Here is a 26,421-nt window from a genome sequence, read left to right as displayed (position 1 = left end):
CCCCTCCTTAGTATAGACTTACCGCAATCCGGAGGATTGGCCCAGGGTCTGCAGCGCTTCACCCAGATTAATATTGCCGGTATACAGCGCCTTGCCCACAATCGCCCCGCCGATTCCGCTGCCGCTATGTACGTTCAGGCGCTGCAGATCATTAAGGCTGGTCACGCCGCCGGAAGCGATTACGCTGCGGCCGCTTGCTTTAGCCATAGAGAGAATGCCTTCCACGTTCGGCCCCTGCATCATCCCGTCACGGGAGATATCGGTATAGATGAAGGTCTCGGCACCTTTGGCGGCCAGCTCCCTGGCCAGGTCTTCAGCGCGAACCTCCGAGGTGTTAAGCCAGCCGTGCGTAGCCACATAGCCGTTGCGCGCATCGATGCCGATAGCTACCTTGTCGCCGTATTTGGCAAGAACTGCTTCTGTAAAAGCCTGATCATTAATAGCCGCCGTTCCGATAATCACCCGGCTGACGCCGAGGCCCAGCAGCTTCTCAACATCGGCAAGTGTACGGAGACCGCCGCCTACCTGTACAGGAACATTCGCATGCTTAGCAATGGCCCCAATGATGGAATCATTCACAGGGCAGCCTGCTTTGGCTCCGTCCAGATCCACCAGATGGATATACTGCCCGCCTTGCTCTTCCCATGACTTAGCCACCTCTACCGGACTGTCGTTATAGATCGTCTCTTGGGCATAATCACCCTGCTGCAGCCGGACACACTTGCCGTCCCGGATATCAATCGCCGGATATAGGATAAAAGAAGACATGAATACTCCCCGCTTTCATTGCAATTTAGTGATTCAGGCAGCTAAGCCTGCTGTCCCCGGAGCTGCAGGAAATTACCCAGCAGCTTCATGCCAAGCTCTCCGCTCTTCTCCGGGTGGAACTGCATGCCGTAGACATTATCGCGCCCCACGATAGCCGTTACCGGATGTCCGTAGTCTGTGACAGCCAGCAGATCGCTGTCTGCCGCGAGTGCATGATAGGAGTGCACGAAGTACACATGCCCCTCCGTCAGGCCGGCCAGCAGCGGACTCTCCGGCTGGCGGAAGCTCAGCTTGTTCCAGCCCATATGCGGCACCTTGTAGCCGTCCCGGGGGGCGAAGCGCACCACTGCGCCGGGCAAAAGCCCCAGCCCCTTATGCTCGCCATGCTCCTCGCTGCTGCTGAACAGCAGCTGCATTCCGAGGCAGATGCCCAGCACCGGCTGGCCCGCTGACGCTGCGGCCCGGACGACATCATCCATTCCGCTCTCCCGTAAGTGCTCCATCGCATCGCCAAAGGCACCGACTCCCGGCAGAATGACACTGTCTGCCGCCAGGATCTCGGCGGCATCCGAGGTTACAAGACTCGTATACCCCAGCCGCTCTACGGCCTTGCTGACACTGTGCAGGTTGCCCATGCCGTAATCGACGATTGCAACGGCCATCCTATAGCACTCCCTTCGTTGAAGGCACGCCCTTCACCCGGGGATCTACGATAGTCGCTTCGTCCAGTGCCCGTCCCAGCGCCTTGAATACCGCTTCAATCATGTGGTGGGTGTTGAACCCATAGTGCACGATGACATGCAGTGTAATTCTGGCTTCCAGCGCGAATTTCCAGAGGAATTCTTGAACCAGCTCTGTTGAGAAGCTGCCCACCTGCTGGGAAGGATACTCCGCCCGGTATTCAAAGTGCGGCCGGTTGCTGACATCAATGACTACCTGAGCCAGTGCCTCATCCATTGGGACAAAGACACTTGCGTAACGCTTGATGCCTTTTTTGTCGCCAAGCGCTTCCCGCAGTGCCTGTCCCAGACAGATGCCGATATCCTCCACCGTGTGGTGATCGTCGATATCGATATCGCCCCGAGCCTGCACACTCAGGTCAAACTGTCCATGCTGCGTGAACAGATCCAGCATATGATTCAGAAACGGTACATCGGTCTCCAGTTCGGAGACCCCGCTGCCGTCCACGGCAAAGGTTAGCTTGATGTCCGTTTCATTGGTTGTACGGCTAAGTCCGGCCTTACGCAGCGCCACTTCGTTATTATTGTTCTCCATTTCCGTCTCCACCTTTCGCTTCGTTCGTAAGCCGGATTTCTATCGCGCGTGCATGGCCTTCCAGTCCTTCACGCCGGGCAAGCTCCATAATCGCCGCCCCGTCGCGCAGCAGCGCTTCCTTGCTGTAATAGATCAGACTGGACTTCTTGATGAAGTCATCCACATCTACAGGCGAGGAGAACCGTGCTGTGCCATTCGTCGGTATAATATGGTTCGGTCCGGCAAAGTAGTCGCCGACCGGCTCCGAGCTGTACGGCCCGAGGAAGATCGCACCGGCGTTCTCAATTGCGCCGGTCAGCCCCATCGGGTCGTTCACCACAATCTCCAGATGCTCCGGCGCGAGCCGGTTCACCACGGAGATGCCCTCCTCAAGCGAGTCTACGACGATAATCGCGCCGTAGTTCTCGACCGAGGCCCGCGCGATTTGCTCGCGCGGCAATGCCTGCAGCTGCCGCTCAACCTCGGCAGCCACCGCCTCCGCGAGACGCTGCGACGGCGTCACGAGGATCGCCGACGCCATCTCGTCGTGCTCGGCCTGCGAGAGCAGGTCGGCCGCGATGTAGGCGGCCTCAGCGGTATCGTCGGCGAGCACGACGATCTCGCTCGGTCCGGCGATGCTGTCGATGTCGACAGCGCCGTAGACCTCGCGCTTGGCCAGGGCCACGTAGATGTTCCCTGGCCCGCAGATCTTGTCGACCGGCACGATCGATTCCGTGCCGAAGGCGAGGGCGGCGATGGCCTGCGCGCCGCCTACGCGGTAGATCTCGTGTACGCCCGCTTCAGCGGCGGCCACGAGAATATAAGGATCAATACCTTCAGAGCCGCCCGTCGAAGGCGGCGTCACCATCACGATCTCCGGCACCCCGGCGATCTGTGCCGGTATCACGTTCATCAGCACCGAGGACGGGTAGGCCGCCTTGCCGCCGGGAACATAGACGCCCACGCGCTTCAGCGGGCGGATGATCTGGCCGAGGATCGTGCCGTCCGGCTGCAGATCCATCCAGGAATTGCGTTTCTGCCGCGCATGGAACGCACGGATATTCACGGCTGCTGCGCGAATCGCCGTCACGAAGGACTCCTCTACCCGGCCGTAGGCGGCCTCAAGCTCCTCCGGCGTTACGCGCAGCTGCGCTGGCGTCAGTACAGCGCCGTCGAAGCGCTCCGTATAACGGAGCAGCGCCGCGTCGCCTTCCCGCTTGATATCGGCCACGATTTCACGTACGGCCTTGTTCTGCTCCGGCGTGCCGTATTCCACCTCACGCTGCAGTTTAAATTCCTTACTGGACTGGATCTTCACCGCCGCTTCCCCCTTGAGCTTATAGTTTTGCTTATATTATTTTACCTGCAACCCCGGTTCTGCAATAACAGCCTGCAGCCGGTCGCACAGCTGCTGAATCTCCTCATTCTTCATCCGGTAGCTTACCCGGTTCGCCACCAGGCGGCTGGTGATCTCGAAGATGCTCGTCATCTCCACCAGACCGTTATCCTTCAGCGTCTGGCCGGTCTCTACCATATCCACAATCCGGTCAGCCAGCCCGATCAGCGGTGCCAGCTCGATGGAGCCGTTCAGCTTCACAACCTCCACCTGCTGGCCTTGCTCACGGAAATACCGCGAAGCCACGTTCGGGTACTTGGTAGCTACCCGCTGCTGAATGCCCGGCTGCCAGTTCGGAAGCCCGATAATCGACATCCGGCAGCGGGCGATCCCGAGATCCAGCAACTCGTACACATCGCGGCTCTCCTCCAGCAACACATCCTTGCCGACAATACCGATATCCGCCACTCCATACTCTACATAAGTGGGCACATCCACCGGCTTGGCCAGAATGAACTCCATTCCGGCCTCCGGCAAGGAAATCACCAGCTTGCGCGACTCTTCTCCGTCCGGAGGAATCGGCAGTCCCGCCTGGCGGAACAGCTCTGCCGCTTTATTGTAAATCCGGCCTTTCGGCATGGCCACCTTAAGAATCTGTGCCATCAATACCCGCCCCCGTTTCGTGTGTACTCATCATTTCAAAACCACCTGCAGCAGCTCCGCTCACCCATGCTCGCTGACAAACGACACGAACGTGTAGATCTCGCCGTACAGCTCGCCCTCTGCCTGAATAGTATCCGCATCCAGCCGCTTCACGGTCTTCAGCTCCTCCGGGCCTGTTGCCAGCCGTGTAACCACAGCATGCCCTTCCGAGCGCAGCCTCGCAGCCTCGGCCAGACCCTCCTGGCGCCGCAGTACATCGTACTGGACCAGAATCGGCAGCTCTTCCTCTTCCAGCAGCCCGGAGACTCCATCCAGAATACGGTTGGTCTTCAGGGAGAAGCCGGTGGAGGGAATCGGACGCCCGAATTGCTGCAGCAGGTTGTCATACCGGCCGCCGCTGCATACCGGGAAGCCCAGCTCGGAAGCATATCCCTCGAAGGTCATGCCTGTATAGTAAGAGAAATCACCGATCATCGTCAGATCAATCAGCACATGCTCGGAGACACCGTAAGCAACCAGCACCTCCCAGACCTTGCACAGATGCTCGATCGACGCGCGCGCCACCGGATGGTTGCTCAGCTCCAGCGCCTGACCGCAGATCTCCTTCCCGCCGCGCAACCGCAGCAGTCCGTCCAGCTCCTGCTTCTGGGCAGCAGACAGCTCAAGACGCCGCAGCGTCTGGCGGAAGGCTACATAATCGCGGCTGAGCAGATGGCTCTTCAGCTCCTCCTGAGCCTGGGGCAGACCGGATACCGCCTCCTGGAAGAGACCGTCGAGGAAGCCCACATGTCCAATTGCTATTTTAAAAGACTTTACGCCCGCCGCCTGCAGTGAAGCAATTGCCAGCGCGACTACCTCCGCGTCAGCCTCCGGCGAATCATCACCGACAAGCTCTACACCGGTCTGAAAGAATTCTGCCTCCCGCCCGGCCTCTTCTTCAATGGCCCGGAAGACGTTGGCATGGTAGGACAAACGCAGCGGCAGCGGCTCATCCTTCAATAGAGAGGAGACCACACGGGCTACAGGTGCCGTCATTTCTGAACGCAGCACCAGCGCCTGCCCACGGTTGTTCAGCAATTTATACAGCTTCTGATCAGATGTAGAGCTGGCTACACCGACCGTATCGTAATATTCAAGAGTAGGCGTAATCATCTGCCGGTAGCCCCAGCGGCTCATACAGTGAAGTACATCCTTCTCGATCTTGCGCAGCTTCGTTACCGCACGCGGGAGATAATCTCTTACGCCGGCAGGCTTTTCAAATCCCTTTGGTTTGGCCATCTTCATTGTTCACCTCATCGGATATGTTAAAGGGTATCATCAAATGCTTTATCATGGTAAAGTGGTAGCAAAGTAAAGTAGTGGCAATATCGTATCACGGACCATCCTTTTGCGTCAACAATTCGCTTGAATTCCAGAGTTCCTTTTGCCACCAGGATAAGCGGCGAATATAATAAGTTAATATGATTGTACTTTATTTCCTCCATTAAGTATTCCCGGTATCTAATTCAGAAGCAGAAAGAAGGACTGACGGCTTGAGTACATCCTATATGATTGGCGTTGATATTGGAACCACCAGCACGAAGGCTGTCCTCTTTGAGGAGAACGGAACAATTGTCGCTCAGAGCAATCAGGGCTATCCGCTGCATCAGCCCTCCCCCTCTGTCGCAGAACAGGACCCGGAGCAGATTCTGGAAGCCGTAATTCATACCATAGCATCGGTCATGCAGGAGAGCCTTGCAACACCTGAATCCATTCTGCTGGTCTCGTTCAGCTCCGCTATGCATAGCGTCATCGCTGTAGATCCTGCGGGTAAGCCGCTGACCGCCTGTATCACCTGGGCTGATAACCGGAGCAGCCGCTATGCCCGGCGGTTGAAGGATGAATTGAATGGACATGAGCTGTACCTGCGGACAGGAACGCCTATACACCCTATGTCTCCAATCACCAAGCTGATGTGGCTGGGCGAGGAGCAGCCCGAGCTGTTCCGGCAGACCTACAAGTTCATCTCCATCAAAGAATATATTTTCTTCCGGTTGTTCGGAGAATATGTGATTGACCATTCCATCGCCTCTGCCACCGGCATGTTCAATCTGGAGAAGCTCGACTGGGACGAGGAGGCGCTCCGGATTGCCGGTGTTACTCCAGAGCGGCTATCCCGTCCGGTCCCGACCACCCATATCCTGCAGGGCCTGCTTCCGGAGCTTACCGGAAAGCTCGGTCTGCTCACGGACACTCCGTTTGTAGTAGGCGCCAGTGACGGCGTTCTGTCCAACCTGGGCGTAGGGGCAATGGAGCCGGGGGTAATCGCTGCAACGATAGGCACAAGCGGTGCCATCCGTACTGTAGTTGACCATCCGCTGACCGACCCCAAAGGACGGATCTTCTGCTACGCCCTGACAGACAAGCATTGGGTGATTGGCGGCCCCGTGAATAACGGGGGGATGCTCTTCCGCTGGGTGCGTGATGAGTTCGCTGCTTCTGAAGTAGAGACGGCGAAGCGCCTGGGCATTGATCCCTACGAAGTATTAACCCGGATCGCCGAGCAGGTGCCGCCCGGCAGCAACGGACTGCTCTTCCATCCGTATCTGACCGGAGAACGCGCACCGCTGTGGAATCCTGATGCCCGCGGCTCCTTCTTCGGGTTAAGCATGAATCACCGTAAGGAGCATATGATCCGTGCGGTGCTGGAAGGTGTCATCTTCAATATGTACACCGTATTGCTGGCCATTGAGGAATGTATCGGTGAGCCCGTTAGAATCCTGGCTACCGGCGGCTTCGCCCGCTCGGCGCTATGGCGGCAGATGATGGCGGATATTTTCGATCAGGAGGTAGTCGTCCCTGAGAGCTTCGAGAGCTCTTGCCTCGGCGCTGTTGTACTGGGATTATACGCCATCCGGCGGATCGATTCCTTGGATGCTGTCTTCAGCATGATTGGCTCCACTCACCGGCATGAGCCTGTTACTGCCCACGCCAAAGCCTACAAACAGCTGCTGCCCATCTTCATCTCGGTATCCCGCAGTCTGGAGGATCAGTATCAGGCTATCGCCGACTTCCAGCGCGAGCAGGCGGGAGAACAGCCCGGCTAACGTGTTTTCCAGAACCGCCTGCTTACAGCAAAGCGCCGGACAGCCGCAGATGCGGCCAGCCGGCGCTTTCAATATATGAACTTAGCCTAAGTCTACACTGTCGCCTTTGGCGCTGCTGCAGGCTTCTGCGGTGCAGAGCCGAACACCATCCAGGCCGGCTTCACATAACGGAAGGCAAGAGCAACCACCAGCCAGGAGCCCAGGAGGGCCACCAGCCAGCCGCCCGCTATTGCCGCCGTATAGGCCAGCGATCCGCCGTGGAACGGCAGCTTCCGGTACATGAACAGCAACAGCGGATGGAGCAGATAGATACCGAAGGAGCATGCCCCGGCCGAGAGCAGCAGTCTGCTCAGCACGCTGCGTCCTGCCCCGTACAGCAGGAAGGACAGCTGGAACAGTACCAGACAAGAGAGCAAGGCATGCAGGTTCGAAAACCCTTCGTACCATAGACTATTGATTACTGTTTTCTTCGTATAGTTGTTATACCACAAGACCACATGGTAAGCTCCGGCAGCCGCCCATAAGAGCCATAGTACCACCCAGCTTGTCCCTTTACCGGAACACCAGCCTTCGCGGGAGGGAACCAGCCACTTTTTCAAGGAGCTGTAGTAGATCGCAATCGCCGCACCTAACAGGAAATACGAGAAATACGTAATGGCCAGACTACCCTTGGACAGCTGCCAATACCCATGGTTCACCATATATTTGTTAAGCAGCACGAAGCCCCACTGTAGAGCAAGCCCGATCACCGGTGCCCATGCCGCGAGATGCCGGACTTTTTGCAGACACCAGAGTATCAACGGGAACAGCAGATAGAACTGGATAATGATGATGATATAATAGAGATGTGTATACGCCGTACCCGTCCATAGATACTTGAAGAACTTCCCGCCCATCTCCTGAAGAGGCATCCCCCAGGTATGACCGGCCGTCATTTTCAGTCCAAAATACAGCACCGTAAACACAAGATAAGGCACAATAATATAGATCAGTCTGCGGCTGTAGAATTTGGCCAGTACCTTCCCGCCCAGCGGACGGTCAATATAATTGTAGAACAGGACGAACCCGCTTAAGAATATAAAGGAAGGCACCGCAAACTGGCTGAACTTGTTAATAAACAGAAACGGAGGGAACATGGAAGTGCCCAGTGTCTCAGCCAACGTGCGTGAAGTGGCATGGATGGCGATCACCGCAAAAATAGCGATTGCCCGAAAAATATCAAGCTGTGGAATTCTTTCCTTTTGAGCCATTATGATTCCTCCTGTTTACGCAGCTCGCGGAGCGGATTCCCCCCGACGAACGAACCGGCAGCAACATCTTTGTGAACCACCGATCCCGCCGCAACCGTAGCCCCATCCCCAATCGTAACCCCAGGGAGAATAGTCGTGTTAGCCCCAATCATTACATTCTCGCCGATCATAACTTCACCCAGCCGATACTCCTTGATGAGATACTCATGAGCCAGGATCGTAGTGTTATAGCCGATAACCGTGTTCTCCCCGATAGAGATCTTCTCCGGAAAAAAAACATCCACCATCGCCATAAGTCCAAACGCAGTATGCTTACCTATCTTCATCCCGAGCACCCGGCGGTAAATCCAGTTCTTGAGCGGCAGAATCGGGCAATAACGGGCAATCTGGATAAAAATAAAATTGCGCACACCCTTCCACGGGCTGACCGTGCGGTAAATATGCCAGAGCGAATTATGCCCCTCCACGGGATAACGGGTTATCTTTCTCACGGCTGCATAGTCTCCTGCTCCACAATAGAGTACAAATCCTTCATCTCCTGGATGATGTAATCCGGTTCATAGGTGCGCAGCACAGCCTCACCCTTAAGCGACCAGGCCACAGCGGCTACACGAACCCCTGCTGCCTTCGCAGACTGAATATCGACAGCACTGTCGCCAACCATCAGTGTCTTGGCTGGATCAACACCCAGATTGGCCACTGCCGTGAGCACCGGCTCCGGATGCGGCTTCGGATGAGTCACATCATTCACCGTAACAATCGTCTCCATATATTTCAACAGATCGAACATTTCCAGTGACTTCAATGTGTTAGGCCGGATCTTCGTGGTCACAATCCCAAGCTTGATTCCCCGGCGCTGCAGCTCCTCCATCGTCTCATTCACATGGGGAAAAGCTTGGACCAGCTCATCATGATGCGCATTGTTGTACGAACGGTAGGACCGTTCCAGCACACCTATATCCTTCGGCTCCAGGCCGGAGAATGCGCCTAGCTGCTGCTGAAGTGTAGTTCCCATCAAGGGAATGATCTGTTCCCGGGTCAGCGCCGGCAGGTTATTCTCCTTCAGCGCATGCATGAACGAATTGATGATCAGCTCATTCGTATTCACAATCGTTCCGTCCAGATCAAATAACACGCATTCTATCATTGATTGTATTACTCCTTTGTTTCCTTATCTTTAGAGGGATCTTCCACCGGCTGAACTGGCTGAGAAGGCTTCTGAGGCGTATTCACAGCACTCTCTGGAACTACCGCATCTGCCGCTGCCGGTTTGGTACTGATGATCGGGTCTGAGTAGTAAGGCAGCGGCCGGACGCTTACGCGCCGGATAATGATCAAGGCGATTGCCGCAATAATAATCAGCAGCGACAATAATTGCGAGACACGAATATTGCCATACGCCGGGTCAAGATACCCCTGCTCGAAGCCCAGCCACTTCATCGGGCTCCATAGCGCATTAATGAATGAGGCCGCTCCGCTGCTGCCATTGAAGGCAAGGCTGTCCGTCCGCAACGCTTCAATGAAGAAGCGGCCGATGGAGTACCAAATTAAATAGGATACGAAGATCTCTCCGGCACGCACAAATTTCTGACGTCGCAGAACGAACAGCAGCAGGATCCCGAGCAGGCACCAGAGTGACTCATACAGGAAGGCCGGGTGATGGAAGGCATCCCCTATGTACATTTGATTCACAATGAAATCCGGCAGATGCAGCTTGTCGCGCAGGAACGACTCCTCCACCACGCCGCCGTAAGCTTCCTGGTTCACGAAGTTCCCCCAGCGTCCGATCATCTGACCAGCCAACAGTCCCGGTGCACAAATATCAATGAGCCGCCAAGCCGAGTAGCCTTTATAGCGGAAATAGATCACTCCGCAGACAACTGCTCCGATCAGCGCACCGTATATTGCAATACCGCCGTTCCAGACCTTGAAGACATCCAGCAGGTTGTCCTTATAATCCTCCCATTTGAACGCTACAAAATAAATCCGCGCAGCAATAATGGCCGATGGCAAGCCCAGCAGCAGCATATCCATGAAGAACTCCTGCGAAATGCCGTACCGTTTGCCTTCTTGAATACATAGGAAGAGCCCGGTAAGCGCACCAAGACCCAGAATCAGGCCATACCAGTGAACCGGCAGAGAACCAATCGAGAAGACAATCGGGTCAATCGCTAGTGAATAAAACATGCTCTCACACTCCTAATCCAGATCATCCATATCTTCTGAGATGGTGGCGGTAAGTTTATTCGTAAATTGTAGCGCGGCATTAAAGCCCATTTGCTTGAGCCGGTAATTCATCGCAGCCACCTCGATAATGACAGCGAGGTTACGTCCCGGACGGACAGGGATGGTAACTAGCGGCACATCGGTATCAATAATCCGTGTCGTCTCCTCATCCAGTCCCAGTCGGTCATACTGCTTGTCCTGCTGCCAGGCTTCCAGTCTGACCACCAGAGTAATCCGCTTGTGATTACGGATAGCGCCTGCCCCAAAGAGCGTCATCACATTAATAATCCCGACACCGCGGATCTCCAGCAGGTGACGGATTAATTCCGGTGCGGTACCATGAAGCTGATTATCCGAGGTCTGACGGATCTCCACCGCATCATCGGCAATCAGGCGATGACCGCGTTTAACGAGTTCCAGTGCCGTTTCACTTTTACCAATGCCGCTGGTGCCTGTAATCAGCATCCCTACCCCATATACATCACAGAGAACACCGTGAATTGTTGCTGTCGGTGCCAGTCTGCCCTCAAGGAAGCTGGTCAGTCTGCTTGAGAAAATCGTGGTCGCCATCGAGCTGCGAAGCACGGGAAGTCCCTTCTCGTTGCTGATGTCTACAAGCTCCTGAGGTACATCCAACGCACGAGTAATGACGATACACGGGGTATTGTCGTTACAGATACCGCGTACCCGGCTTTTCCGTTCTTCCTCTGAGAGCATAGAGAAGAAAGCCAGCTCTGTTTTGCCTAGTAGCTGCACACGTTCTTCCGGATAATATTCGAAATAACCGGCCATTTCCAGCCCGGGACGGTTCAAATCATCCACTGTGATCGGTCTCTTCAGACCTTCATGTCCGGATACTACCTCTAATTGAAAATGCTGCACCAATTCCGATACTTTTACCTTCTTAGCCATATATGTCCGTCCTTTCGTCACCCGCGGCTTATGCCGCTTCCCCGCATACCGGTTACATCTTTATCCATTCCAGCTACAGGTAATTCTCCTGCTATCTTAATGGATTATGCCAGTGAATGCAATCTTAACCCCAGCTGTTATCGTTCCATTCCACCATGATCATTACAAGAAAAAGCCGCCTAACCAGGCGGCTTTCTTCATTATAAACTATGTTACCCTGCAGAATCTTATCCCAGCAGAACGTTAAGTTCGGATTCTTTGTCGAAGATGTGGACTTTGTTCATGTCGATGGCCAATCTAGGCTTGCTGCCTTCACGGGTAGTGGAACGTCCATCTACACGCGCAATTACAGTGTTATTGCCAAGACCGCTCAAGTAGAGGAGCATTTCATGACCAAGGTTTTCCGTAACATCAACCATCGAAGTGAAGATTGTGTTAGGGGAAGCTTCCAGGAACACTGGCTCTTCATGAATGTCTTCTGGACGAACGCCCATGATTACATCTTTACCGATGAAGCCTTTGTTACGCAGGATTGTAGCTTTGCCGCCTGGAACTTCAACATCAAGGTTCTCTGCACGGAAACGGACAGCGCCGTTCACTTCGGAAAGAGTACCGTTGATAAAGTTCATGGTAGGGGAACCGATAAATCCGGCTACGAACAGGTTCGTAGGCTCATTGTACAGTTCTTCAGGGGAAGCTGCCTGCTGGATGATACCATCGTACATAACTACGATACGGTCACCCATCGTCATTGCTTCTGTCTGGTCATGCGTTACATAGATACAAGTAGTTTCAAGGCGTTTCACCAGCTTAGTGATTTCAGCACGCATTTGACCACGAAGTTTAGCATCCAAGTTGGAAAGAGGCTCATCCATCAAGAAGACTTGTGGATCACGGACGATTGCGCGGCCTAGAGCGACACGTTGACGTTGACCACCGGACAGTGCCTTAGGTTTGCGTTCCAGCAAGTGCTCGATATCCAGGATTTTCGCTGCTTCGCGCACTTTCTTGTCGATTTCTTCTTTCTTCACTTTGCGCAATTTCAGACCGAAAGCCATGTTCTGATATACACTCATGTGCGGGTACAACGCGTAGGATTGGAATACCATCGCGATATCACGGTCTTTAGGAGCAACGTCATTCACTACACGGTCACCAATGTACATTTTACCTTCAGAGATTTCTTCCAGACCAGCGATCATACGCAGGGTTGTGGATTTACCGCAACCGGAAGGACCAACCAGTACGAGGAATTCCTTATCTTTAATATCAAGATTGATATCGATTACTGTTGCTTTATCGGAACCCGGGTATTTTTTGAAAATATGCTCTAAACGTACGCCTGCCATTGTATTTCCCCCTCGAGTCTAGTATTGGATTAGAAAATCAAACGCTTTCTTGTACACTTATCTTACCCCAGAGCCGGCCTCATGGCTATTTGCAAGGTTCACAAAAAACCTATTTTCTTTTCGTCACTTTATACAATAACATGGCAAGCTTCACAATAGCGGCATCCCCAAAGCTGCGGACATCGGCCCCCGTCTCCTGTTTGATCTTGTCCAGCCTGTAGAGCAGCGTGTTGCGGTGAATGTACAGCTTCTTGGCGGTTTCACTGACATTGCAGTCCATTTCAAAAAAACTCTCCAGCGTCAGCAGCATTTCCTTATCCGCCAGTACCGCCGTGTAATCACCGATCTGGCCCAGCAGTTGTCTCCGCCGGTCATCCGGAATACTGTTAACCAGCCGCTCCATGTGCAGCTCCCACGGCAGATGAATATAATCGCCTACCTGGAAGATACGGCCAAGAATAATGGTCTCCCGCAGCAAGGCGACTGCTCCTGTCAGACCTTTAACCGGGATAATGGCTGGAGAGACCGCCAGATGGAAGACGCCAACCCACTCGCTGGCAATCAGTTCATGCAGCCCCATAGAAGTCTGTGACAGCAAATCCTCAGCACTCTCTTCCTCATCCTCTTTATCATCTCCGCCTGTGAGGAGTTCCTTACGGGCTAAAATTAACCATTCCTTATCCTGCAGGGGAACCAGCAATACATCATTCTCGAAATAACTGCGCAGCAGCTTCATTAAGGAGCGATACGTCATCTGCGGATTATGAACATTCTCGCTTACCAGCATGAACGGAATCATATCTCCGAACAGCCGGCCCTTCAGCGAGATTTCATCCGGGATCTCCGCATCGTCCTTCTCCTGCTCCAGTTGAGCATTCAGCCAGCCGCTAAGCTGCCGCGCCTCCATCTCCCCTTCTTCCTTGAACCCGGTTGCCTTCAGCGCTACCGCAAAATTGCGTCCGGCATAATTCACCAGCTCCAGCTCCAGCGGCGACAGCCCCTCTGTCTCCACCCACACTGCTGTAACACGGCCATCATTCTCATAGAGGGGAATCCAGAGATAACCCTCATGAATGACCGGCAGTTCCTGATCCTTATCCGTACCTATGCCAAAAAGTGAAGCGGAATGCTGTCTCCCCAGCTGCTTGATTCCGGTCCTCTTTCCGGTGAGTTGCTCCAATTTTTGACGCAAACCCTCACTATCCATCATCACCATTCTCCACCACTTTTGCTTTTTTCGCTTATTTTATCATATTTTGCTGTAAAATGCGGAATTTGCGCTTACCGGCATACTTGTATCATGTATCAAAATACAAAAAAGGCCACCACCCTAAAGTGATGACCGTTTGACTTAAGATGAGCCATGAAGGACTCGAACCTTCGACACCCTGATTAAAAGTCAGGTGCTCTACCAACTGAGCTAATGGCTCCTAAAAAGGGATGGAGGCTGATGGATTCGAACCACCGAACACGTACGTGAGCAGATTTACAGTCTGATGCGTTTGGCCACTTCGCTAAGCCTCCATGATGGTGGCGCGGGAGGGAATCGAACCCCCGACACAAGGATTTTCAGTCCTTTGCTCTACCGACTGAGCTACCGAGCCATAAAAAAAACCTAAAAACAAAAAAATGGCGGAACCGACGGGATACTCTTCACTCCGTTAAGAGATTGCGAAGTATTCCTTACGATGCCTATGCTTCAACGAACCCAGGGAATTCTCATCCCTTATGCCATTGAAAATGGCGGAACCGACGGGATTCGAACCCGCGATCTCCTGCGTGACAGGCAGGCATGTTAGGCCAACTACACCACGGTTCCACAATTTGCTCTTAAAAATGGTGCCGGCGAGAGGACTTGAACCCCCAACCTACTGATTACAAGTCAGTTGCTCTACCAGTTGAGCTACACCGGCACGGTGTAAGGCGATACAATTCGAACATAAAAATGGTGGAGGCTGAGGGGTTCGAACCCCCGACCCTCTGCTTGTAAGGCAGATGCTCTCCCAGCTGAGCTAAGCCTCCGGGTATGTATGGTAGCGGCAGAGGGGATCGAACCCCCGACCTCACGGGTATGAACCGTACGCTCTAGCCAGCTGAGCTACGCCGCCACACTACAAGTATTGGATTTATAATGGCGGAGAGAGAGGGATTCGAACCCTCGCACCGCTTACGCAGTCTAACCCCTTAGCAGAGGGTCCCCTTATAGCCACTTGGGTATCTCTCCAAATTAATGGTAGCCATGTAAATCCGCACAGGAAATTGATTCCTGAAAACTGAATCCGAAACGAATCTGCGTTTGCCCTTGTTACGGGGCCCCCGGAAAGTATTCGGAATCCGCTTCGTCAGCTTCATCTTCACTTTTTGGGGTATTTTTTTGGATAAGCCCTCGACCGATTAGTATTGGTCAGCTCCATGCATTGCTGCACTTCCACCTCCAACCTATCTACCTCGTCGTCTTCAAGGGGTCTTACATACTGGGAAATCTCATCTTGAGGGGGGCTTCACGCTTAGATGCTTTCAGCGCTTATCCCGTCCGTACGTAGCTACTCAGCCATGCTCCTGGCGGAACAACTGATGCACCAGCGGTACGTCCATCCCGGTCCTCTCGTACTAAGGACAGCTCCTCTCAAATTTCCTGCGCCCACGACAGATAGGGACCGAACTGTCTCACGACGTTCTGAACCCAGCTCGCGTACCGCTTTAATGGGCGAACAGCCCAACCCTTGGGACCTACTTCAGCCCCAGGATGCGATGAGCCGACATCGAGGTGCCAAACCTCCCCGTCGATGTGGACTCTTGGGGGAGATAAGCCTGTTATCCCCAGGGTAGCTTTTATCCGTTGAGCGATGGCCCTTCCATGCGGTACCACCGGATCACTAAGTCCGACTTTCGTCCCTGCTCGACTTGTAGGTCTCGCAGTCAAGCTCCCTTATGCCTTTGCACTCTGCGAATGATTTCCAACCATTCTGAGGGAACCTTTGAACGCCTCCGTTACTCTTTAGGAGGCGACCGCCCCAGTCAAACTGCCCGCCTGACACGGTCCCCGTACCCGCTAAGGGCACTAGGTTAGAACCTAGATACGATCAGGGTGGTATCCCAACGGCGCCTCCGCAGAAGCTTGCGCTCCTGCCTCCACGGCTCCCACCTATCCTGTACAGATCGTACCCAAATTCAATATCAAGCTGCAGTAAAGCTCCATGGGGTCTTTCCGTCTTGTCGCGGGTAACCTGCATCTTCACAGGTATTAAAATTTCACCGGATCTCTCGTTGAGACAGCGCCCAAGTCGTTACGCCATTCGTGCGGGTCAGAATTTACCTGACAAGGAATTTCGCTACCTTAGGACCGTTATAGTTACGGCCGCCGTTTACTGGGGCTTCGGTTCACAGCTTCGGATTGCTCCTAACCGCTCCCCTTAACCTTCCAGCACCGGGCAGGCGTCAGCCCGTATACTTCGCCTTACGGCTTCGCACAGACCTGTGTTTTTGCTAAACAGTCGCTTGGGCCTTTTCACTGCGGCCCCCTCGGGCTATTCACCCTACCGAGGCACCCCTTCTCCCGAAGTTACGGGGTCATTTTGCCGAGTTCCTTAACGAGAGTTCTTCCGCGCGCCTTAGAATTCTCTTCTCGCCTACCTGTGTCGGTTTGCGGTACGGGCACCTTCTCCTGACTAGAGGCTTTTCTTGGCAGTGTGAGATCATGACCTTCGCTACTATAATTTTCGCTCCCCATCACAGCCCAGCCTTACGATGTGCGGATTTGCCTACACACCAGCCTCACTGCTTAGACGGACATCCATCAGTCCGCGTCACTACCCTCCTGCGTCACCCCATCGCTCATAGCGGATTACGGTGGTACAGTAATTTCAAACTGTTGTCCTTCGACTACGCCTGTCGGCCTCGCCTTAGGTCCCGACTTACCCTGAGCGGACGAGCCTTCCTCAGGAAACCTTGGGCTTTCGGCGGATCAGATTCTCACTGATCTTTTCGTTACTCATACCGGCATTCTCACTTGTATACTCTCCAGCGCTCCTTACGGTACACCTTCAACGTATATACAACGCTCCCCTACCCCAGATACAAAGTATCTAGCCATAGCTTCGGTGGTGTGTTTAGCCCCGTTACATTTTCGGCGCAGAGTCACTCGACCAGTGAGCTATTACGCACTCTTTCAATGGTGGCTGCTTCTAAGCCAACATCCTGGTTGTCTGTGCAACTCCACATCCTTTCCCACTTAACACACACTTGGGGACCTTAGCTGATGGTCTGGGCTGTTTCCCTTTTGACAATGGATCTTAGCACTCACTGTCTGACTCCCGGCAAGAAGTAAATGGCATTCGGAGTTTGACTGAGCTTGGTAACCCTTGCGGGCCCCGCACCCAATCAGTGCTCTACCTCCACCACTCCATTCACCGAGGCTAGCCCTAAAGCTATTTCGGGGAGAACCAGCTATCTCCGAGTTCGATTGGAATTTCTCCGCTACCCCCACCTCATCCCCGCATTTTTCAACATGCGTGGGTTCGGGCCTCCAGTGCGTGTTACCGCACCTTCACCCTGGACAGGGGTAGATCACACGGTTTCGGGTCTACGTCCACATACTTAGTCGCCCTATTCAGACTCGCTTTCGCTGCGGCTCCGGCTTCTCACCTTAACCTTGCATGTTAAACGTAACTCGCCGGTTCATTCTACAAAAGGCACGCCATCACCCATAAAGAGGGCTCTGACTTTTTGTAAGCACACGGTTTCAGGTTCTATTTCACTCCCCTTCCGGGGTGCTTTTCACCTTTCCCTCACGGTACTGTTTCACTATCGGTCGCCAGGTAGTATTTAGCCTTAGCAGATGGTCCTGCTGGATTCATACGGGGTTTCACGTGCCCCGCACTACTCGGGATCCGTCTCGGAGAGAACACAGTTTAGGCTACAGGGCTTTTACCTCTATCGCGGGCCTTTCCAGACCTCTTCACCTACCATATTCCTTTGTAACTCCATGTGAGACGTCCCACAACCCCAAGAGGCAAGCCCCTTGGTTTAGGCTGTTCCGCGTTCGCTCGCCGCTACTGACGGAATCACTATTGTTTTCTCTTCCTCAGGGTACTTAGATGTTTCAGTTCCCCTGGTCTGCCTCTGCGTATCCTATGTATTCAGATACGAGTAACTGCGAATTACCACAGCTGGGTTTCCCCATTCGGACACCCCCGGATCAAAGCTTGCTTACAGCTCCCCGAGGCAGTTTCGTTGTTCGCCACGTCCTTCGTCGGCTCCTGGCGCCTAGGCATCCTCCGTGTGCTCTTAGTAGCTTAACCAATGTGTTTTCCGTTAGGAAAACCGCTTAGCATCGCCATTAATTCAAAACTTGTTTACACAAGTTCAGCTTAAAGGAATGTTCTAAAACGCAAATTCGTTTCGGTATCCAGTTTTCAAGGATCAAGTTGCTGTTATTATGAAACAATCACGACTGTGATGTTCGGAATAACAGACGATGTGCATATACTGTTGTAAAGAAGTTTTGGTGGAGCCAAGCGGGATCGAACCGCTGACCTCCTGCTTGCAAGGCAGGCGCTCTCCCAGCTGAGCTATGGCCCCATAAATTCACCCCAAAAAGTGAGGTGTAGCTTCGAGGTTAATTCCGATTACTTTTCGGGGACCCCGGTACTTACTATTCAATTTCAGATTGTTATATGGTGGGCCTTGGTGGACTCGAACCACCGACCTCACCCTTATCAGAGGTGCGCTCTAACCAACTGAGCTAAAAGCCCATATAACAAAACTTGCAGTAGTGAAGCAATCAATGAATTGATTGTTCGCTTGGCGGCGTCCTACTCTCCCAGGACCCTTCGGTCCAAGTACCATCGGCGCTGGAGGGCTTAACGGTCGTGTTCGGGATGGGTACGTGTGGAACCCCTCCGCTATCGCCACCAAACGCATACGAAAGAGACTTGCTCTTTCAAAACTGAACACGAGTGAGTGTCCGAACCCGAAGGTTCTATTGTGGAAGCTAAGCTTCCGATTTGAATGTCACCGTTGCAGGTGACGATTCTCCATAGAAAGGAGGTGATCCAGCCGCACCTTCCGATACGGCTACCTTGTTACGACTTCACCCCAATCATCTACCCCACCTTCGGCGGCTGGCTCCCTTGCGGGTTACCCCACCGACTTCGGGTGTTGTAAACTCTCGTGGTGTGACGGGCGGTGTGTACAAGACCCGGGAACGTATTCACCGCGGCATGCTGATCCGCGATTACTAGCAATTCCGACTTCATGCAGGCGAGTTGCAGCCTGCAATCCGAACTGAGACCGGCTTTGCTGGGATTGGCTCCACCTCGCGGCTTCGCTTCCCGTTGTACCGGCCATTGTAGTACGTGTGTAGCCCAGGTCATAAGGGGCATGATGATTTGACGTCATCCCCACCTTCCTCCGGTTTGTCACCGGCAGTCACTCTAGAGTGCCCAGCTCAACCTGCTGGCAACTAAAGTCAAGGGTTGCGCTCGTTGCGGGACTTAACCCAACATCTCACGACACGAGCTGACGACAACCATGCACCACCTGTCTCAACTTTCCCCGAAGGGCACCTGATGCATCTCTGCTTCGTTAGTTGGATGTCAAGACCTGGTAAGGTTCTTCGCGTTGCTTCGAATTAAACCACATACTCCACTGCTTGTGCGGGTCCCCGTCAATTCCTTTGAGTTTCAGTCTTGCGACCGTACTCCCCAGGCGGAGTGCTTACTGTGTTAACTTCGGCACCAAGGGTATCGAAACCCCTAACACCTAGCACTCATCGTTTACGGCGTGGACTACCAGGGTATCTAATCCTGTTTGCTCCCCACGCTTTCGCGCCTCAGCGTCAGTTACAGCCCAGAAAGTCGCCTTCGCCACTGGTGTTCCTCCACATATCTACGCATTTCACCGCTACACGTGGAATTCCACTTTCCTCTTCTGTACTCAAGTCACCCAGTTTCCAGTGCGACCTCAGGTTGAGCCCAAGGTTTAAACACCAGACTTAAATAACCGCCTGCGCGCGCTTTACGCCCAATAATTCCGGACAACGCTTGCCCCCTACGTATTACCGCGGCTGCTGGCACGTAGTTAGCCGGGGCTTTCTTCTCAGGTACCGTCACTCCGGCAGCAGTTACTCTACCGGACGTTCTTCCCTGGCAACAGAGCTTTACGATCCGAAAACCTTCATCACTCACGCGGCATTGCTCCGTCAGGCTTGCGCCCATTGCGGAAGATTCCCTACTGCTGCCTCCCGTAGGAGTCTGGGCCGTGTCTCAGTCCCAGTGTGGCCGTTCACCCTCTCAGGTCGGCTACGCATCGTCGCCTTGGTGGGCCGTTACCCCACCAACTAGCTAATGCGCCGCAGGCCCATCCCCAAGCAGCAGATTGCTCCGCCTTTCATTCTTCTCTCAGGAGAAAAAAGAAATTATCCGGTATTAGCTACCGTTTCCGGTAGTTATCCCAGGCTTGAGGGCAGGTTGCCTACGTGTTACTCACCCGTCCGCCGCTAAGTTTGAAAGGAAGCAAGCTTCCTTTCAAACTCCGCTCGACTTGCATGTATTAGGCATGCCGCCAGCGTTCGTCCTGAGCCAGGATCAAACTCTCCAAATTGGTATTTAGAAAGAGCGATTGCTCATTTTGAAGCATCTGACGAGAATTGTTATATTCTCTAATTTGGATCTCACCGAAGTGATTTCCCACTCACTCGTTGTTCAGTTTTCAAAGATCAATATCTCATCTTTTGTCGTTGATGTTTGTCTCAGCAGCGACCTTTATAATATATCACAGCACCCTTGTTTTAGTCAAGCGTTTTTTTAATTTCTTTTTTCGCTTTAGCTTCCAGCAAGTGATCCGAAGATCTCCTGTCCAAAGGGCCGAGACTTAATGTATCATGAATCAGGAGCCTTCGTCAACCTCTAAAACAAAGTTAATTTTAATCCCAATAACAGCGCCACTCCCGGCAGCCCAAGAATGGTTACAGCACCTATGGTTGTAGGGTTAAGCGGAATGTGCAGATCGCTTACAACTCCTGAGAAATTAACGATATAAATCCCGAGCGCCGCCAATATAAGATGGGTTCCAAATACACTCAACCAAGCCCAGCCCAGTCTTTTCCTGAATACAATCAGGACCAGCAGCGCTGCAGATATAATCAGCACACCCATCGCAACAGTTCTTAGCATTGTTCTCCTCCTCGCTGACTCAGTCTATTCATACTTGCAGCTGGCTCCGGTTAAGCCCCAGCCGCTTGGCATCCTTAAGGTGTATCTGATATTTACGCTCAGCCGCCTCCAGGATATAGATTGCATAGTCAATCTGATCCTGGCCCAGAGCCTCATCAAACATCAGGTAAGCCCGCTCCCATTCAGACTGCGCTTTACGTACCTCCTGGTATACTGTCCCCCATTCCTCTTCCGTCTGCACTGCCTTTTCCTTATCCGTATTCCCGCTCAGCCACTTGGTACTCCACCAACCCATTGCAATCCCTCCTAAGATATATGAATAACTGCAGATGCAACCGGTGATTCACACCCGTTAATCTCATACATATCGGAATAGGGACAAACTTAGAACCGGGAGAAGGGGCTTAGTAGAACTTTTAGCAGAATATCAGCGGCTCTCCGGGAAATAAAAAAGGAGCCCGAGGGCTCCCTACACTTATAATACAACTGCAAAGCACTCAGAACAGCTCACGACGGCCTTCCAGTGCCTTCGACAGGGTTACCTCATCCGCATACTCAAGATCGCCGCCTACAGGCAAGCCATGGGCTATCCTGGTGATCTTGATCTCAAAGGGACGGACAAGACGCGAGATATACATGGCAGTGGCTTCCCCTTCAATGTTGGGGTTGGTAGCCATAATCAGCTCCTTCACCCGCTCATCGCTGAGTCTGGTCAGCAGCTCCTTCAGCCTTATATCATCCGGCCCTATGCCTTCCATCGGCGAAATTGCACCCTGGAGCACATGATAATAGCCGTCAAATTCCTTGGTTCGTTCGATAGCCACCAGATCCTTCGAGTCCTGAACCACACAGATTACCGAAGCATCGCGGGTTTTGTCCTGGCAGATCCGGCACGGGTCGGTATCCGTTATGTTGCAGCAGACCGAGCAATAATGAAGATTACGCTTGACGCTGACCAGGGCTTTGGCGAAATCAATCACCTCGTCCTCCTTCATGTTCAACACATGAAAGGCCAGCCGGGCAGCTGTCTTCGGGCCAATCCCGGGCAAACGTGTAAAAGCTTCTATTAGCTTGGCTAGCGGTTCTGGATAATACAAAGTATCGGTTCTCCTTTGGCAGGGAGTGGAGTAAGCCTAGAACAAGCCAGGAATCTTCATTCCGCCTGTGAATTTACCCATATCGTTGTTCGCCAACTCTTCTGCCTGGGTAAGAGCATCATTAACAGCAGTGATCACCAGATCCTGCAGCATTTCGATATCCTCCGGATCTACAACCTCCGGTTTGATCTGAATGGACAGCAATTTCTTGTGTCCGTTCACCTGAACGGTAACCACGCCGCCGCCGGAAGAACCTTCAATCGTCTTACTGCCCAGCTCTTCCTGGGCTTTGAGCATCTGCTCCTGCATTTTTTTAACCTGCTTCATCATTTGGTTCATATTATTCATAGATCATCTCTCCTTTGGGATGCGCATCTTCGCGCTGATAGCTGAATCCTTATTCTTTTATGACAACAAGGTCTTCTCCAAAGAGCTGGATCGCCTCATCAATCCATGGTTCGGACTTGCCTTCGCCGCTCTCGTGCTCATGCTCCAGACGCAGCTCCTCTGTTCCGGCCGAAGCCGCGGATTTCGTCGCAGCTTCATTCCAGTCACGCATCATCATAGTTACCAGCCGGAATGGCTTACCCAGCTTGGCGTTCATTACGTTCTCGATGACCTGCCGGTTCGCAGGCTTCTCGGTAGTATCCCGGTGAATGGTATTCTTGAAGGCAACCAGCACAGCATCTTCCATCACCGCCACCGGCTCACCGTCCACAAACCACGCATGTACCGTGACCTTCTCTTCCTTCACACCCTGAAGAACAAGACTCCACTGCTTATAGACCGCGCTAAAATCAGGACTGTCCTTACCCGCAATAAACTTATCCAGCTGCGGGGGAAGCTTAGAGGCCGAGGATACGCGCGGAGCGCTTGGCGGGGCAGTGCGCTGCGCTGCCTGCTCACGCCCGCCGCCGGCAACCCCGCCAGCTTGAATAGCCTGCTCCAGCTTCTTCTCCAGCGCGGCAATCTGCGCTTTGAGCTGATCCAGCTCACCGGACTGTACCTGCGGAGAACCATTCGCAGCTGCAGGTGTGGCTGCATTCACTGCCGGATCGCCTACAGAAGGAGCAGTAGCATCCTGCGGACCGCTGCACAGCTTCATCAGCGCTACCTCGAATATGGTCTGCGGATGTGTAGCATACTTCATCTCCCCCAGATAACGGCTCAGCGTCTCCACAATCAGGAATAAGCGGTCGCGGGTAAAGGCCTTAGCCATATCGCGGAAATCTGCCGGATTCAGCACGCGGTCCGTTAGCTGATCCGCTCCAGGCACCATCTTGATCATCAGTAAATCGCGGAAATAATACAGAAGATTCTCCAGGCACTTATCTGCGCTCTTACCCTCATGCATCATCTGCTCCACAAGCTCCAGCAGCTGCCCCATGTCACTCTCAAGAATAGCATTCGCCAGACGCGCGAACTGCTCGGAGGGGATGCCCCCGGTCATTCCCAGCACCTGCTGATAGGTCACATTCCCATCTGTAAAGGATGAGATCTGATCCAGGATGCTGAGCGCATCCCGCATTCCCCCGTCAGACAGACGGGCGATATACTGGAGCGCATCTGCATCTGCTGTAATGCCTTCCTTCTGGCAAATCTCGGTCAGGCGGCCCGTCTGTTCCTCCAGTGAGACCCGGCGGAAGTCAAACCGCTGGCAACGCGAGATAATCGTAGCCGGCAGCTTGTGCGGCTCGGTAGTCGCCAGTATAAACATCACATGCTGCGGAGGCTCTTCGAGCGTCTTCAGCAGAGCATTAAATGCCTCTGTTGTCAGCATATGCACTTCATCAATAATATACACTTTACGGCGTACTTCGGTAGGTGCATATTTCACCTTATCCCGCAGATCGCGAATCTCTTCAACGCCCCGGTTGGATGCCGCATCAATCTCCTGAACGTCCATGATGTTGCCTGCCGTAATCCGCAGGCAGGACGGACACTCATTGCAGGGCTCAGGACCCGGGCCCCGCTCGCAATTGACTGCCTTGGCCAATACCTTGGCCGCACTCGTCTTACCGGTTCCCCGCGGTCCGCTGAACAGATAGGCATGCGAAACCCGTTGTTCACGGATCGCATTCTGCAGCGTCTGGATAATATGCTGCTGCCCTACCATATCTTGAAACGACTGCGGCCGCCAGGCACGGTACAGCGCGATATGTTCCACTATGCATTACCCTCTCTCAGGCTGCCGCTTTCCGGCATTTGTCGCTAATTTATTATACTATATTCCCAAGTCTTTGACCAAGCAGAAGCGGCTCACCATCCGAAAGGTAAGGATATTAGCCAGAACGGAAATAATATCTCATTACCTAGGATACTAGAAAAACAAAAAGCATCTTTGCTTGTAGCAAAGACGCTATCATCATCCTTATTTAAACCGTGCACCTGTTATTGATGGCTGCGATCCAAGCGGTAACCCTACAAAACTGCTCGGGCTAGGCCACCCTCCGGCACAAGAGCAAACTCGCTTATGGCTGCTTCCTTCCGGACCTGACCAGGTTCACAAGCACTCATTGCGGAGGACCCAACCGTCAACACAGCCCATAGGAACCAAGGCCTCACATCGACAGCACCTCTAACAGGAATTCAACCTCGCTACAGCGGATTGCGAGTTACAGGGCACCGCTACCTCCCCGTCTAGCACGGCGAAGATAAGTATAGCTTACGGACAGGCAAAAATCAACTATGCAATATTAGACACCGTATTTCTTCTTGAATCTGTCCACACGTCCGCCGGCATCCAGGAACTTCTGCTTGCCGGTGAAGAACGGGTGACAGCTTGAGCAAATTTCGACGCGAAGCTCCTGTACTGTCGAACCGGCTTCAAACGTGTTGCCGCAAGCGCAGGTTACCTTCGTTACATTGTACTTGGGTTGAATGGTTGTTTGCATATGAAATCTCACCTCTCACGCCCTAAGCCTCATGCGGGCCTAGAGTTATATGATTACGCAAGCTACATTCTAGCATGTGAAGCCCAGGCTCTGCAATAGGCCAGCAATTCTTAAAAAACCTAAAGCCTAAAGCTGCACTCTGCGCTGCTTGGCACGGGCCAGCTCAGCAGGGGGGACATGGGTGAAGGAACCAATCACAACCTCCGGGAGCTCCTCACGGAAGATCTCAAGCATGGTCTTCATACCAAGGATCTCGCCCCGTGCAGGGGGAATAAGCTCCAGATAGCTCTCCGGGTCAATATTGAGATTACGCATCTGAATGAGCTTAAGATCTGTACGTCTGACGAACTCCACCATCGCTTCAATCTCTTCCTCACGGTCTGTAACCCCCGGGAAAATCAAATAGTTAATGGAGGTGTATACGCCTTGTGAGGCAGCGTACTTCAGCGACTTCTCCACGTTAGCCAGCGTATACCCGCGAGGCTTGTAATAGGCGTTATAATGGTCATCCAGCGCACTGATGGTACTAACCCGCATCAGATCAAGACCGGCATCGACAATGCCGCGGATATGATCGCTTAAGCCGGCATTGGTGTTGATATTGATATAACCCATATCCGTAATGGACCGGACTTCACGGATAGATTCAATAATCAGCTTCGCCTGCGTAGAAGGCTCACCTTCACAGCCCTGTCCAAAGCTGACAATGGATTCCGGCGTCTTCAGGTGCTCCAGCATCACTTGCGATACTTCGTTCACTGCCGGACGGAAGTTCATCCGTGTCTGCGGGGACACAAACCCGCTGTCATCGGGCTGTTCAGAGATACAACCGAAGCAGCCGGCGTTGCAGGAGTATGAGACCGGAACAGCGCCTTCCCAGCGGCCGAGGAAGGTATTGGACGAGGTTAAGCATTCATATTCCAGCGCGCAGTTGGACAAGTGATTATACAGACGGTTCTCCGGGTATTTGGCAGTCAGTTCGCCCACACCGTTCTTCACATCGTCCCGGTCGCAGTTAAGCGGGTTCCACTGCTCCGGATCATCCGTAAGATCAGCCGCCACATAGAATCCGCCGTCCTTCCATACTACAGCGGAATATCCGAAGAGCGGAAGCTTGTAGGTCTTGTCTGTCTTGACGTAACCGGGAAGGCACAGGCGGGTGTATCCCTGCGGCAGCAAGGCTCCGACAGCCTGCGAACCTGCCGGCAGGGGCAGCATCTCGCCGGTCTCCGGATTCATCCCAATCGCCCGGGTGCTCGGGAGCCCGACCAGCGTGGCCCCCTCAGGCAGCGGAACCAGCTCTTCCTCCAGTATCTCAACGATCATATCGCCACTGCGGGCCAGGGCATACAGCTCGGGATGATCATATACGTTTCCTTGTTCGTCGGCATATACCAAATACATGTTATTCT

The 26,421-nt window shown here is 53.3% G+C and carries 21 protein-coding genes, 10 tRNA genes, 3 rRNA genes and 1 other RNA gene; 1 reads left to right on the top strand and 34 read right to left on the bottom strand.

Features of this window, described 5'->3' with window-relative positions; translation table 11 throughout:
• Positions 1-18: 18 nt before the first annotated feature.
• The 6 genes from hisA to MKY86_RS32640 are packed head-to-tail and all read right to left on the bottom strand — an operon-like array spanning position 19 to position 5,299.
• Positions 19-768 carry a 1-(5-phosphoribosyl)-5-[(5-phosphoribosylamino)methylideneamino]imidazole-4-carboxamide isomerase gene (gene hisA, locus MKY86_RS32665; RefSeq protein ID WP_036726245.1) on the bottom strand — a complete coding sequence of 250 codons (750 nt, stop codon included), beginning with the start codon at positions 766-768 and terminating at the stop codon, positions 19-21.
• 41 nt (positions 769-809) lie between these two features.
• Positions 810-1,430, bottom strand: a complete 621-nt coding sequence (gene hisH, locus MKY86_RS32660; RefSeq protein WP_076077045.1) for an imidazole glycerol phosphate synthase subunit HisH — start codon at positions 1,428-1,430, stop codon at positions 810-812.
• A 1-nt stretch (position 1,431) separates the two neighbouring features.
• On the bottom strand, positions 1,432-2,043 hold the full coding sequence (gene hisB, locus MKY86_RS32655; RefSeq protein ID WP_076077043.1) for an imidazoleglycerol-phosphate dehydratase HisB: 612 nt from the start codon (positions 2,041-2,043) through the stop codon (positions 1,432-1,434).
• Entirely contained in the window at positions 2,030-3,340 is a 1,311-nt protein-coding gene (gene hisD / locus MKY86_RS32650) for a histidinol dehydrogenase (protein WP_076077040.1), read from the bottom strand. Before hisD ends, hisB begins: the two co-directional genes overlap by 14 nt.
• Positions 3,341-3,376: 36 nt before the next feature.
• Positions 3,377-4,021 (bottom strand): ATP phosphoribosyltransferase, encoded by a 645-nt coding sequence (gene hisG, locus MKY86_RS32645; RefSeq protein WP_036726240.1) that lies wholly within the window; start codon positions 4,019-4,021, stop codon positions 3,377-3,379.
• 60 nt (positions 4,022-4,081) lie between these two features.
• The gene (locus MKY86_RS32640) at positions 4,082-5,299 is read right to left on the bottom strand and encodes an ATP phosphoribosyltransferase regulatory subunit (protein WP_076077553.1); all 1,218 of its coding nucleotides are present in this window, start codon (positions 5,297-5,299) and stop codon (positions 4,082-4,084) included.
• A 269-nt stretch (positions 5,300-5,568) separates the two neighbouring features.
• On the opposite strand from MKY86_RS32640, the gene gntK reads away from it, so the two are divergent.
• Positions 5,569-7,107 (top strand): gluconokinase, encoded by a 1,539-nt coding sequence (gene gntK / locus MKY86_RS32635; protein WP_076077551.1) that lies wholly within the window; start codon positions 5,569-5,571, stop codon positions 7,105-7,107.
• Positions 7,108-7,199: 92 nt separating this feature from the next.
• On the opposite strand, the gene MKY86_RS32630 is transcribed toward gntK, so the two are convergent.
• From MKY86_RS32630 to MKY86_RS32495, 28 genes are all read right to left on the bottom strand, one after another.
• Positions 7,200-8,357 carry an acyltransferase gene (locus tag MKY86_RS32630; protein ID WP_076077038.1) on the bottom strand — a complete coding sequence of 386 codons (1,158 nt, stop codon included), beginning with the start codon at positions 8,355-8,357 and terminating at the stop codon, positions 7,200-7,202.
• Positions 8,357-8,848: an acyltransferase gene (locus MKY86_RS32625; RefSeq protein ID WP_076077035.1), complete on the bottom strand. Its 492-nt coding sequence runs from the start codon at positions 8,846-8,848 to the stop codon at positions 8,357-8,359. The genes MKY86_RS32630 and MKY86_RS32625 overlap by 1 nt, the downstream gene beginning before the upstream one ends.
• On the bottom strand, positions 8,845-9,504 hold the full coding sequence (gene ppaX, locus MKY86_RS32620; protein ID WP_076077032.1) for a pyrophosphatase PpaX: 660 nt from the start codon (positions 9,502-9,504) through the stop codon (positions 8,845-8,847). Before ppaX ends, MKY86_RS32625 begins: the two co-directional genes overlap by 4 nt.
• A gap of 8 nt (positions 9,505-9,512) precedes the next feature.
• The gene (gene lgt / locus MKY86_RS32615) at positions 9,513-10,544 is read right to left on the bottom strand and encodes a prolipoprotein diacylglyceryl transferase (RefSeq protein ID WP_076077014.1); all 1,032 of its coding nucleotides are present in this window, start codon (positions 10,542-10,544) and stop codon (positions 9,513-9,515) included.
• A gap of 12 nt (positions 10,545-10,556) precedes the next feature.
• Complete coding sequence (gene hprK, locus MKY86_RS32610) at positions 10,557-11,495, bottom strand: HPr(Ser) kinase/phosphatase (RefSeq protein ID WP_036726232.1); 939 nt, start codon at positions 11,493-11,495, stop codon at positions 10,557-10,559.
• A gap of 227 nt (positions 11,496-11,722) precedes the next feature.
• Positions 11,723-12,844, bottom strand: coding sequence for an ABC transporter ATP-binding protein (locus tag MKY86_RS32605; protein WP_036726231.1), 1,122 nt, complete (start codon positions 12,842-12,844; stop codon positions 11,723-11,725).
• 109 nt (positions 12,845-12,953) lie between these two features.
• The gene (locus MKY86_RS32600; RefSeq protein ID WP_036726230.1) at positions 12,954-14,054 is read right to left on the bottom strand and encodes a helix-turn-helix domain-containing protein; all 1,101 of its coding nucleotides are present in this window, start codon (positions 14,052-14,054) and stop codon (positions 12,954-12,956) included.
• A gap of 147 nt (positions 14,055-14,201) precedes the next feature.
• Positions 14,202-14,274: transfer RNA gene (locus MKY86_RS32595), tRNA-Lys, on the bottom strand.
• Between the two features lie 11 nt (positions 14,275-14,285).
• Positions 14,286-14,368 (bottom strand) — tRNA-Tyr (locus MKY86_RS32590).
• Positions 14,369-14,372: 4 nt separating this feature from the next.
• Positions 14,373-14,448, bottom strand: a tRNA-Phe gene (locus MKY86_RS32585).
• Positions 14,449-14,585: 137 nt separating this feature from the next.
• Positions 14,586-14,663: transfer RNA gene (locus MKY86_RS32580), tRNA-Asp, on the bottom strand.
• Positions 14,664-14,681: 18 nt separating this feature from the next.
• A tRNA-Thr gene (locus MKY86_RS32575) sits at positions 14,682-14,757 on the bottom strand.
• Positions 14,758-14,790: 33 nt separating this feature from the next.
• Positions 14,791-14,866 (bottom strand) — tRNA-Val (locus tag MKY86_RS32570).
• Between the two features lie 9 nt (positions 14,867-14,875).
• Positions 14,876-14,952 (bottom strand) — tRNA-Met (locus MKY86_RS32565).
• Positions 14,953-14,976: 24 nt separating this feature from the next.
• Positions 14,977-15,068: transfer RNA gene (locus MKY86_RS32560), tRNA-Ser, on the bottom strand.
• 150 nt (positions 15,069-15,218) lie between these two features.
• Positions 15,219-18,144, bottom strand: a 23S ribosomal RNA gene (locus MKY86_RS32555).
• Between the two features lie 204 nt (positions 18,145-18,348).
• A tRNA-Ala gene (locus tag MKY86_RS32550) sits at positions 18,349-18,424 on the bottom strand.
• Between the two features lie 96 nt (positions 18,425-18,520).
• Positions 18,521-18,597: transfer RNA gene (locus tag MKY86_RS32545), tRNA-Ile, on the bottom strand.
• Between the two features lie 47 nt (positions 18,598-18,644).
• A 5S ribosomal RNA gene (rrf, locus tag MKY86_RS32540) occupies positions 18,645-18,761 on the bottom strand.
• Positions 18,762-18,885: 124 nt separating this feature from the next.
• A 16S ribosomal RNA gene (locus MKY86_RS32535) occupies positions 18,886-20,446 on the bottom strand.
• Together the 16S, 23S and 5S rRNA genes with 10 tRNA genes alongside form the textbook arrangement of a ribosomal RNA operon.
• Positions 20,447-20,751: 305 nt before the next feature.
• On the bottom strand, positions 20,752-21,018 hold the full coding sequence (locus tag MKY86_RS32530; RefSeq protein ID WP_076084856.1) for a pro-sigmaK processing inhibitor BofA family protein: 267 nt from the start codon (positions 21,016-21,018) through the stop codon (positions 20,752-20,754).
• 28 nt (positions 21,019-21,046) lie between these two features.
• Positions 21,047-21,313 carry a DUF2508 family protein gene (locus tag MKY86_RS32525; protein ID WP_076084853.1) on the bottom strand — a complete coding sequence of 89 codons (267 nt, stop codon included), beginning with the start codon at positions 21,311-21,313 and terminating at the stop codon, positions 21,047-21,049.
• Positions 21,314-21,515: 202 nt separating this feature from the next.
• On the bottom strand, positions 21,516-22,115 hold the full coding sequence (recR, locus tag MKY86_RS32520) for a recombination mediator RecR (RefSeq protein WP_036698882.1): 600 nt from the start codon (positions 22,113-22,115) through the stop codon (positions 21,516-21,518).
• Between the two features lie 36 nt (positions 22,116-22,151).
• Positions 22,152-22,463: a YbaB/EbfC family nucleoid-associated protein gene (locus MKY86_RS32515; RefSeq protein ID WP_036698884.1), complete on the bottom strand. Its 312-nt coding sequence runs from the start codon at positions 22,461-22,463 to the stop codon at positions 22,152-22,154.
• A gap of 49 nt (positions 22,464-22,512) precedes the next feature.
• Positions 22,513-24,231 (bottom strand): DNA polymerase III subunit gamma/tau, encoded by a 1,719-nt coding sequence (gene dnaX, locus MKY86_RS32510; RefSeq protein WP_445669944.1) that lies wholly within the window; start codon positions 24,229-24,231, stop codon positions 22,513-22,515.
• Between the two features lie 264 nt (positions 24,232-24,495).
• Positions 24,496-24,764: signal recognition particle sRNA large type (gene ffs / locus MKY86_RS32505), an RNA gene on the bottom strand.
• Positions 24,765-24,811: 47 nt separating this feature from the next.
• Positions 24,812-25,009, bottom strand: coding sequence for a 50S ribosomal protein L31 (rpmE, locus tag MKY86_RS32500; protein ID WP_036724459.1), 198 nt, complete (start codon positions 25,007-25,009; stop codon positions 24,812-24,814).
• A gap of 126 nt (positions 25,010-25,135) precedes the next feature.
• Positions 25,136-26,413, bottom strand: coding sequence for a radical SAM protein (locus MKY86_RS32495; protein ID WP_076084847.1), 1,278 nt, complete (start codon positions 26,411-26,413; stop codon positions 25,136-25,138).
• Between the last annotated feature and the right edge of the window lie 8 nt (positions 26,414-26,421).

The organism is Paenibacillus sp. FSL R7-0333 (genome assembly GCF_038000365.1).
GTDB lineage: Bacteria > Bacillota > Bacilli > Paenibacillales > Paenibacillaceae > Paenibacillus_AQ > Paenibacillus_AQ silagei.
Note: the sequence above shows the minus strand (reverse complement) of the source record. Positions and strands in the feature narration are given on the sequence as shown.

Coding starts and splice junctions, on each gene's coding strand:
- MKY86_RS32515 (WP_036698884.1), bottom strand. CDS start 22,463: ATGAATAATATGAACCAAATGATGAAGCAGGTTAAAAAAATGCAGGAG.
- hisB (WP_076077043.1), bottom strand. CDS start 2,043: ATGGAGAACAATAATAACGAAGTGGCGCTGCGTAAGGCCGGACTTAGC.
- hisA (WP_036726245.1), bottom strand. CDS start 768: ATGTCTTCTTTTATCCTATATCCGGCGATTGATATCCGGGACGGCAAG.
- hprK (WP_036726232.1), bottom strand. CDS start 11,495: ATGGCTAAGAAGGTAAAAGTATCGGAATTGGTGCAGCATTTTCAATTA.
- gntK (WP_076077551.1), top strand. CDS start 5,569: ATGATTGGCGTTGATATTGGAACCACCAGCACGAAGGCTGTCCTCTTT.
- hisG (WP_036726240.1), bottom strand. CDS start 4,021: ATGGCACAGATTCTTAAGGTGGCCATGCCGAAAGGCCGGATTTACAAT.
- MKY86_RS32600 (WP_036726230.1), bottom strand. CDS start 14,054: ATGATGGATAGTGAGGGTTTGCGTCAAAAATTGGAGCAACTCACCGGA.
- MKY86_RS32530 (WP_076084856.1), bottom strand. CDS start 21,018: ATGCTAAGAACTGTTGCGATGGGTGTGCTGATTATATCTGCAGCGCTG.
- hisH (WP_076077045.1), bottom strand. CDS start 1,430: ATGGCCGTTGCAATCGTCGATTACGGCATGGGCAACCTGCACAGTGTC.
- dnaX (WP_445669944.1), bottom strand. CDS start 24,231: ATGGTAGGGCAGCAGCATATTATCCAGACGCTGCAGAATGCGATCCGT.
- ppaX (WP_076077032.1), bottom strand. CDS start 9,504: ATGATAGAATGCGTGTTATTTGATCTGGACGGAACGATTGTGAATACG.
- lgt (WP_076077014.1), bottom strand. CDS start 10,544: ATGTTTTATTCACTAGCGATTGACCCGATTGTCTTCTCGATTGGTTCT.
- MKY86_RS32525 (WP_076084853.1), bottom strand. CDS start 21,313: ATGGGTTGGTGGAGTACCAAGTGGCTGAGCGGGAATACGGATAAGGAA.
- MKY86_RS32605 (WP_036726231.1), bottom strand. CDS start 12,844: ATGGCAGGCGTACGTTTAGAGCATATTTTCAAAAAATACCCGGGTTCC.
- rpmE (WP_036724459.1), bottom strand. CDS start 25,009: ATGCAAACAACCATTCAACCCAAGTACAATGTAACGAAGGTAACCTGC.
- MKY86_RS32640 (WP_076077553.1), bottom strand. CDS start 5,299: ATGGCCAAACCAAAGGGATTTGAAAAGCCTGCCGGCGTAAGAGATTAT.
- MKY86_RS32495 (WP_076084847.1), bottom strand. CDS start 26,413: ATGTATTTGGTATATGCCGACGAACAAGGAAACGTATATGATCATCCC.
- MKY86_RS32630 (WP_076077038.1), bottom strand. CDS start 8,357: ATGGCTCAAAAGGAAAGAATTCCACAGCTTGATATTTTTCGGGCAATC.